The sequence below is a fragment of the Pseudoalteromonas sp. TB64 genome, assembly GCF_000498095.1.
Classification (GTDB): domain Bacteria; phylum Pseudomonadota; class Gammaproteobacteria; order Enterobacterales; family Alteromonadaceae; genus Pseudoalteromonas.
The window spans coordinates 1-8,318 of the sequence record NZ_AUTQ01000012.1; the positions used below are offsets into that span (position 1 = coordinate 1).

Annotated in this window: 10 protein-coding genes; 6 read left to right on the top strand and 4 right to left on the bottom strand. The window is 39.3% G+C overall.

Going from position 1 to position 8,318, the window contains the following annotated elements; all coding sequences use genetic code 11:
• The 5 genes from petA to L647_RS0100455 form a co-directional block, all read left to right on the top strand.
• The coding region (petA, locus tag L647_RS0100435; protein WP_024609465.1) for a ubiquinol-cytochrome c reductase iron-sulfur subunit at positions 1 to 510 on the top strand (510 nt) is incomplete at its 5' end.
• The gene (locus L647_RS0100440) at positions 510 to 1,775 is read left to right on the top strand and encodes a cytochrome b N-terminal domain-containing protein (protein ID WP_024609466.1); all 1,266 of its coding nucleotides are present in this window, start codon (positions 510 to 512) and stop codon (positions 1,773 to 1,775) included. The genes petA and L647_RS0100440, both read left to right, overlap by 1 nt.
• On the top strand, positions 1,772 to 2,521 hold the full coding sequence (locus tag L647_RS0100445) for a cytochrome c1 (RefSeq protein WP_024609467.1): 750 nt from the start codon (positions 1,772 to 1,774) through the stop codon (positions 2,519 to 2,521). The genes L647_RS0100440 and L647_RS0100445 overlap by 4 nt, the downstream gene beginning before the upstream one ends.
• Before the next feature lie 80 nt (positions 2,522 to 2,601).
• Positions 2,602 to 3,228 (top strand): stringent starvation protein SspA, encoded by a 627-nt coding sequence (gene sspA, locus L647_RS0100450; RefSeq protein ID WP_008172749.1) that lies wholly within the window; start codon positions 2,602 to 2,604, stop codon positions 3,226 to 3,228.
• Complete coding sequence (locus L647_RS0100455; RefSeq protein ID WP_024609468.1) at positions 3,228 to 3,665, top strand: ClpXP protease specificity-enhancing factor; 438 nt, start codon at positions 3,228 to 3,230, stop codon at positions 3,663 to 3,665. Before sspA ends, L647_RS0100455 begins: the two co-directional genes overlap by 1 nt.
• Positions 3,666 to 3,793: 128 nt before the next feature.
• Here the strand turns inward: L647_RS0100455 and dolP are convergent, their stop codons facing one another.
• From dolP to L647_RS0100475, 4 genes are read right to left on the bottom strand one after another with little or no spacing between them, the layout of a single operon-like run.
• Positions 3,794 to 4,360, bottom strand: a complete 567-nt coding sequence (gene dolP, locus L647_RS0100460; RefSeq protein ID WP_024609469.1) for a division/outer membrane stress-associated lipid-binding lipoprotein — start codon at positions 4,358 to 4,360, stop codon at positions 3,794 to 3,796.
• Positions 4,353 to 4,946 (bottom strand): SIS domain-containing protein, encoded by a 594-nt coding sequence (locus L647_RS0100465; RefSeq protein ID WP_024609470.1) that lies wholly within the window; start codon positions 4,944 to 4,946, stop codon positions 4,353 to 4,355. Before L647_RS0100465 ends, dolP begins: the two co-directional genes overlap by 8 nt.
• A gap of 53 nt (positions 4,947 to 4,999) precedes the next feature.
• On the bottom strand, positions 5,000 to 5,371 hold the full coding sequence (locus L647_RS0100470) for a YraN family protein (protein ID WP_024609471.1): 372 nt from the start codon (positions 5,369 to 5,371) through the stop codon (positions 5,000 to 5,002).
• 13 nt (positions 5,372 to 5,384) lie between these two features.
• On the bottom strand, positions 5,385 to 7,262 hold the full coding sequence (locus L647_RS0100475; protein ID WP_024609472.1) for a penicillin-binding protein activator: 1,878 nt from the start codon (positions 7,260 to 7,262) through the stop codon (positions 5,385 to 5,387).
• A gap of 61 nt (positions 7,263 to 7,323) precedes the next feature.
• Here L647_RS0100475 and rsmI point away from each other — a divergent pair, with 61 nt between their 5' ends.
• Positions 7,324 to 8,181, top strand: a complete 858-nt coding sequence (rsmI, locus tag L647_RS0100480; RefSeq protein WP_024609473.1) for a 16S rRNA (cytidine(1402)-2'-O)-methyltransferase — start codon at positions 7,324 to 7,326, stop codon at positions 8,179 to 8,181.
• Positions 8,182 to 8,318: the final 137 nt, after the last annotated feature.

The window sequence follows — 8,318 nt, forward strand, 5'->3', positions numbered from 1 at the left end:
GGGGCTGCTGTTCCTTTTATTGCGTCTTGGAATCCAAGTGAGCGAGCTAAATCTGCGGGTGCGCCTGTAGAAGTAGATATCAGCAAACTTGAACCGGGACAATTAATACGTGTCGAGTGGCGTGGTAAACCTGTATGGGTTGTATCACGGACCCCAAAAATGCTTGAGCAAATGAAAGAACATGAAGGTCAACTTCGTGATCCGCATTCGCAAGAGCCACAACAATTAGAATCATCAACAAATGATTACCGTTCATTACGTCCAGAGATATTTTTGGCTGTAGGTATTTGTACGCATTTAGGGTGTTCACCTGGCTTTTTCCAAGGTAATTTTAGTGAAAAAGTTGAAGGAACCGATGATGGCTTCTACTGCCCGTGTCATGGTTCTAAATTTGATATGGCAGGCCGTGTATTTCAATCGGTACCTGCTCCATTAAACTTAGAAATACCACCTTATACTTTTCTTGATGAGACCACTATTTTAGTGGGCGAAGAAAAAGGGGCAGCATAATGTTTGGTAAGATTATTGGTTGGATAGACGACCGTATCCCAATGACACGTGTTTGGAACATGCATATTGCACAGTATCCAGCACCTAAAAACTTTAACTTCTGGTACTTTTTTGGCTCATTAGCCATGTTAGTACTAGTAAACCAAATACTAACTGGTATTTGGTTGACGATGAACTTTGTTCCATCTTCTGAGGGCGCATTCGCCTCAGTAGAGTACATCATGCGTGATGTACCATATGGCTGGTTACTACGTTACTTGCACTCAACAGGTGCATCAGCGTTTTTCATCGTTGTATATATGCATATGTTCCGTGGCATGATCTACGGTTCTTATCAAAAGCCTCGTGAGTTATTGTGGTTGTTTGGTATGTTTATCTTCTTAGCATTAATGGCAGAAGCATTCATGGGGTACTTATTACCATGGGGTCAAATGTCATTCTGGGGTGCGCAGGTAATCATTTCATTATTCGGTGCTATTCCGGTTATTGGTGATGACTTAACACTTTGGATCCGTGGTGACTATGTAATATCTGGTGCAACGCTTAACCGCTTCTTTGCATTACATGTAATTGCACTACCACTGGTTATTGTAATCTTAGTTTTCTTACACATTGTTGCTCTACACGAAGTGGGTTCAAACAATCCTGAAGGTATTGAGATTAAGCGTAAGAAAGGCTCTGTAGCTGAAAAAGATAAGCCTAAATTTAAATTTCATGAGTATTACACTGACAAAAAAGATATTGTTGATGCGATACCGTTCCACCCTTACTACACAGTTAAAGATATTGTGGGTGTGGTTGGCTTCTTAATCTTGTTTTGTTGGGTTGTGTTCTTTATGCCAGCGATGAATGGCTTCTTTTTAGAAGGTCCAAACTTCGAGGCAGCTAACCCACTTAAAACACCTGAGCATATTTTCCCAGTTTGGTACTTTACGCCATTCTATGCAATCTTACGTGCAATCCCTGATAAGCTTATCGGTGTTGCGGCGATGGGTGCATCGATTGTGGTACTTGCGTTATTACCTTGGGTAGACCGCGGTAGAGTTAAATCGGTTCGTTACCGTTGTGGTTTTCATAAATGGAACATTGCAGGTTTTGTAGTTACTTTCGTTCTTTTAGGTTGGGTGGGTGCAACTCCACAAACTGACTTGAAAACGATTATTTCTCAAATCTGTACTGTGACTTACTTTATGTTCTTCGTACTGTTGTTTGTATACAGTAAGAATGAAAAAACTAAGCCATTGCCAGAGAGGTTAACGAAATGATGAAAAAGCTTATTATTGGTTTATTTGCTTTATCAGTAAACTTGTTGCCTAACATGGTTATGGCAGCAGGTCCGTCGGTTCCTTTAATGGAAGCGAATAATGACCTTACTGATCAACCATCTTTACAACGCGGTGCAAAGTTGTTCATGAACTACTGTCTTGGTTGTCACCAAATGCAGTATCAACGTTATGAACGTACTTTTCGTGATATCGGTATCCCAACAGAAGTTGGTTTAGAGCAGTTGATTTTTGACGGTTCTAAAGTAGGTAGCCATATTACAAATGCGATTAAAAAAGACGATGCAGCAAACTGGTTTGGTGCGGCTCCGCCGGACTTAACGCTAATTGCTCGTGTAAAATCACCAGATTATATTTACACGTACTTAAAATCGTTTTATAAAGATGAATCTCGCCCGTTTGGGGTTAACAACATTGTTTTCCCATCGGTAGGTATGCCTCACGTTCTTCAAGAGCTACAAGGTTTACCAACGCTTATAACTAAAGATGTAGAAGAGCATGGTCACACTGTGACTAAAGTTATTGCTACTGAAACAGATGGTACGGGTGAATTAAGCGTAGATGAATACGACCAAGCGGCTCGTGATTTAACGAACTTCCTTGAATACGTGGGTGAACCTTCACGTCTTGAATCGGAAGCGCTAGGTATTAAGGTAATAGGGTTTTTAATTATCCTGTTTATCTTGGCATTTATGCTTAAGAAAGAATACTGGAGAGATGTTCATTAAGTTGAACATTTTTAAAGGTAATTTTGCAATAGGGGCTTAAGCCCCTTTTGCTGTTTTAGTTATTTAATGGAGGTATAGGCATGGCCGTAGCTGCCAATAAGCGCCCTGTAATGACCCTTTTTTCTGGTGCTAACTGTATGTATAGCCACCAAGTACGTATTGTACTTGCGGAAAAAGGTGTAAGTGTAGATATTCATTTGGCTGAAAAAGATAACTTGCCAGAAGCACTTCACGAAATTAACCCTTACGGTACAGTGCCAACACTGATTGACCGTGAGCTTGGTTTATATCAGGCAAACATCATCATGGAATACCTTGATGAACGTTTTCCTCATCCTCCACTAATGCCTGTTTACCCGGTAATGCGTGGTCGTAGCCGTTTAATGATGCACCGTATTGATACTGATTGGTACAGCCTTGCTGAAAAAATCATCAATAACACATCAGATGCAGCTCAAGCTCGTAAAGAGTTAACAGAGGCTTTACTAGCTGTAGCACCTATCTTTAGCGAAGCACCTTACTTTATGAGTGAAGAGTTTAGCTTAGTAGATTGTTACTTAGCTCCATTACTATGGCGTTTACCAGAATTTGGTATTGAGCTTAATGGTGCTGGTTCTAAAGAGCTTAAAGAATACATGATCCGTTTATTTGAACGTGAGTCATTCCAAGCTTCTTTAACTGAAGCTGAGCGTGAGATTCGTTTATAATGACGCCTAATCGTCCTTATTTATTACGAGCTTTCTTTGATTGGATAGTGGATAACGAATGCACACCACATTTAGTGGTAGACGCTGGATTTGCGAATGTACAAGTGCCAACGCAATTTGTTCAAGATGGACAAATTGTTTTAAACATAAGTCCTTCAGCAGTAACTCAGTTTTCGTTAGACCTTACCCAACTTAGCTTTAGTGCGCGCTTTGGTGGTCAGCCAATGCAAGTTTATGTGCCTTTAGGTGCAGTACTAGCAATATACGCGCGTGAAAATGGCGAAGGTACAGTCTTTACAGCAGATGAGTTTTTAGAGGACGAAGACAACTTTGCTCCAGAGCTTGAAAGTGTTGATTCATCAAGTGAATTTACTGATGAAACACCACCAGAAAAGCCTGAAAAGAAAAAAGGCTCCCATTTACGTGTTATTAAATAATATGTAAGTGCCAAAAAAAACCGCTAATTAGCGGTTTTTTTATGTCTGTAATAACTCATTAAAGTTTATAGTCATTAAATTAGAAAATTAATCGTCTTAACTATAAATTATCACCTGAGTTGGTGAGGTTACATATATTCAAAAACTTTAATTACACGTTCTACGCCAGATACATTGCGAGCAATATTTACGGCTTGGTTTGATTCTTGTTCTGATACTAGACCCATTAAAAATACTTCCGCGTTTTCGGTAACCACTTTAATGTTATTACTGCTGATATCTTTAGCGGTAAGTAGCTGCCCTTTAACTTTAGAAGTCAGCCAAGAGTCGTGAGTTTGTGTAGTAATACCAATATTTGAACCAATACGAATCTGATTGTGTATTTTACGAATACCCGAAACGTCTTCAATCGTTCGCTGAGCTTCGTCTTTCATTTCTTGGTTTGGAACCTGACCAACAAGTAAAACAATGCCATTAACGCTTACAGCGTTTATATGGGTGAATTTTTCGATACGTTCTACTTCACTAAGAGCAATGCTGGCTTTTATTTCAATGTTGTTATCGTCAATTTGTGAGCCAATGGTACGACGATCGTTTGCAGCCGTTACTGCACTTGCCGTACCTGCAACAACCGCTGCGGCACAACCTTGTAATAATACAACCGTGCCTAAAACAATAAGAGAGCGTTTAAACATAATTTTCATCCTGAGGGAAAAGCGTTAAATCAACCAGTTCGCTTAAACAATGTAAGTTAACTAAATGCGATTCGATAATACGACTAGGGCGCTTTGAAGGTGTTCTAATTTCTACGTCGTTAGGACCAAGTAAACCTACTAATTCGCCGCCATCATCACCAACCATAACTATGACCTTCATATCTTTAGTTAGTGCGGCTTCAACGGCAGAAATAATATGCTTTTCATTACCATTAATTGCCAAAACTAAAAGTAAGTCACCTTGTTGAGCAAAAGCCCTTACTTGACGAGCAAAAGTTTCATGGTCATCGCTTTGGTTTGTTTGTCCCAAGTTTATATTTTCTTGAGATAAAGCAATAGCAGGTAGGCAAGGGCGTTCAGTTTCATAATGATTAACTAATACACCCGCCATATGTTGCGCGAGCATATGGCAATTTGCAGTACCACAACAAATTAGTTTGTTTCCGTTGATCATACTTTGCGCAATAGTAAATGCGGCTGATTCAAGTGCGCTAGGTAAAACTTCGCCGGCGGCTATTTGTACTTGAATGCTTTCTGTAAAAATTTCTTTAATTGTATCTTGCATGGAATACCAATAATTTATACTTAGTCTTTAACTAAAGTTCAGGTTATTTACGCCTAAAATACGTTTTTAAGCCAATTAATATTAGGAGATGAGTCTCCTGTGATGGCTACATAATCAATTCTTAGCGCTTGATTGGTTAAGTTTTTAGCCGCTAAATAATGATATATACTGCGTTTCAGCCGAGCTTGCTTTTGTGGACTTAAAGCGTAATTAGCGCCTCCACGAGCATTATTTTTACGAAATTTAACTTCAATAAATACAAGAGTGTTGCCATCTTTCATAATGACATCAAGCTCTCCAAAGGGGCAGTAATAATTTCTTTCAATAGGCGTTAGCCCTTGAGTAATTAAATACTTTTGCGCTTGAAGCTCATAATACTGACCTTTTTCACGACTATTTTGCCACAGCTCTTTAAACCACGACATGTCGCCCCCTTGTTTAATTTATAGTTTGTATTTCACTCGCTGTTTGCATAAACAAAGGCACCGGGCGCTGTGTTTTTAACTGCACAGGTTTTATACGGCGGTTTGAATATTGTGCCCAGTCGAGTGTGCGTTCAATGTGCCCACTACTGTTAACAGATAATTTGCCACTCAAGCCACTAAATTGGCTGCTAGGCATAACACTTAACTGCCTAATATCGTGTAACACTGATACCGCATCATAGGCCATAGCAAACAAGCGTTGACTTATATCAGCTTGATCTGACCATAGTGTATTGTATTGCTCTCGCAAATCTTGTTGTTTTATTTGTGAGTTAAGCATCCATGGTAGTTCTGTAAAGTATAGGCCATCTAAATCGCCTTTGTCTGTGCGGTCTATCTGCTTACTATGACTTTTTGAACTTGCATAAAGTGGAATGCGGTCTGAAAACGTACTTACATTAACATCAAGAAAAGGCTTAATTAAACGTGTTTCAATTGCATCACCTAAAATATAAATAACATCAATATCACCACGAGAGCGTGTTTCATTTTCTACTTCTTGTCTAAATAATGCTTTTACAGTTTTTATACGCTCTTTTGATTTATCAACTTCTAATAAGCTAGTAATTGTATTGGGCATATCTTTTTTATCATCGTAAAAGCCAATCTGTGGTTTAGTCTGACTGTAACGTTGCCATTGTAAATTAAAATAGTCTACAAGGCGTTGCCCGTTAGCATTATTAGGTGCTAGTAGCATTGGTTTTTGATAACCCATTGCTAAAAAATGCTCTAAAGCTTGTTCTACTTCATGCTCAGGGTTAAGCGCAAAAAAGTAATGCTGCAAAGAAACCCGGTCGCCATCAAAGGTATTTAAATGTAGGGCAGGAGTATCGGTTAATGTTTTAGCATTAGCGAGTTTGTCTATATTAACTTTTAATAAAGGACCTACAACAAAGTCAGGTTTTATTTGTTCAAGCTGCGCTGCAATTTCTTCTGTACTTAGGTTTTCATCAATAAAAATAGTTTCATTGATATTTTGTTTATCAAGAGCGGCTAACACGCCTGCTTTAAGTGCATCACCTAAGCGCTCATTAGGGCCCGACTGAGGAAACATTACAACTAAACGTTCAATATTTATAGGGGCTAATTCAGTCAGTGCTTCATCTTGTTTAGGCAAAATACTACGCGCCGGATGACCTACATAACGGCGACGCCAATTATTAATGGCTTGATCTAATTCAACCCCACTGTTTGCATAAACTTGTTGATATAAAGCAAGGTTTACCCAACCTTGCTGAATAACCGTTCCGCGATTAAAGCGTTCAAGTGCATAAGATGATAATTGCTTTAAGTTGTCCCACAAACTTTGATTAAGTTGTGGTATTTCCATATTGTTTTTAGTTGCTGTTTCAGAGGCTCTAAAAAAATAAGGCGCAGCTTTCTTCGGAAAATTTTGTGATGCATAAATGCTTGCTGTTAAAAACTGGTGCCAAGCAAAATGTTCAGGTTGAGTAAGTTGACCATCTAAAGATTGCAAAATAACTAATGCTTGGTCATTTTTGTTTTGTTGTTTTTGTGCAAATGCAATATAAAGGCGGTTTTGAATTTGATCAACACTTGCCGTTAGCTCGAGTTCGCTACCTATCTGCTCTAATAATGACCAGTTTTGCTCTGTTATAGCTGCATCACGTGCGCTATACAATAACTGTATTTTATCGGCACCTTGGCGATTTTGAGCTAATAAGTAAATAGATTCTGCACTGGTTGCCTGATTTTTTAGTGCATTAGCGCTGTTACTGAAGTTATCGCTGTTTTTAGTTGGTTTTTCGGTTGTGCTACAAGCCGATAACCCTGACAATATAATTAATAGACTAACTAGTTTAAGTCGCACAATGATTTCCCAATACGTTAACGCGATTTGCTTATATTACTGACTGACGCAGGAGACCTCAATGTTAAATGAGGAGAATTCACAGAAAATTGGCACTCTTTACATTGTAGCCACCCCAATTGGCAATTATGACGACTTAAGTCAGCGAGCAATCGCGACATTATCGCAAGTTGACTTAATAGCTGCTGAAGATACTCGCCATACCGGCAAGCTACTTAGCCATTTTGGTATTAAGGCTAAAACCTTTGCATTACATGACCACAATGAGAAGCAAAAAGCACAACAAATTATTGATCAGTTAAATCAGGGTTTAAATATTGCTTTGGTTTCAGATGCTGGTACACCATTAATTAGTGACCCAGGTTATGCTGTTGTAAACCTGTGCCGCGAACAAGGTGCCCATGTAACTCCTGTACCTGGTGCGTGCGCTGCAATTACTGCAGTATGTTGCTCTGGCTTACCAACTGACCGTTTTCAGTTTTTAGGTTTTACACCCGCTAAAAGTAAAGCTCGCCAAGACTTTTTTATTGAAGCCGTTAATTCAAGTATGACGAGTATTATGTACGAAAGTACGCATCGCATTATGGCAAGCCTTGACGATTTAGCTAATGCACTCGGTGACGATCAACAAGTTGTGTTTGCTAAAGAGCTAACTAAAACCTTTGAAACATTTTTTAATGGCAGTGTAAGTGAATTAAAGCAGTTTTTAACTAATGATCCGACTAAGCAACGCGGTGAAATAGTACTCATGTTGCCTGGTAAACCAAAGTTAGTAGATGATGTACCGCCTGAAGCACGCAAAATGCTGACGCTGCTTGAAAGCGAAATGCCAATGAAAAAAGCCTGCGGTATTGTTGCAGATTACTTTGGAATGAAGAAAAACGCCCTGTATAAAACAATTATTGAAGAAAAAGAGTAAATCTTACTGCGCTTGGCATTTGCCTCATGTATACTGCGCGCCGAGTCAGCCAAGATGATCGCTGCCTGTGACGAAAATGATCAGGGGGAGGAAAGTCCGGGCTCCATAGGGCAGAGTGCCAGCTAACGGCTGGGGGG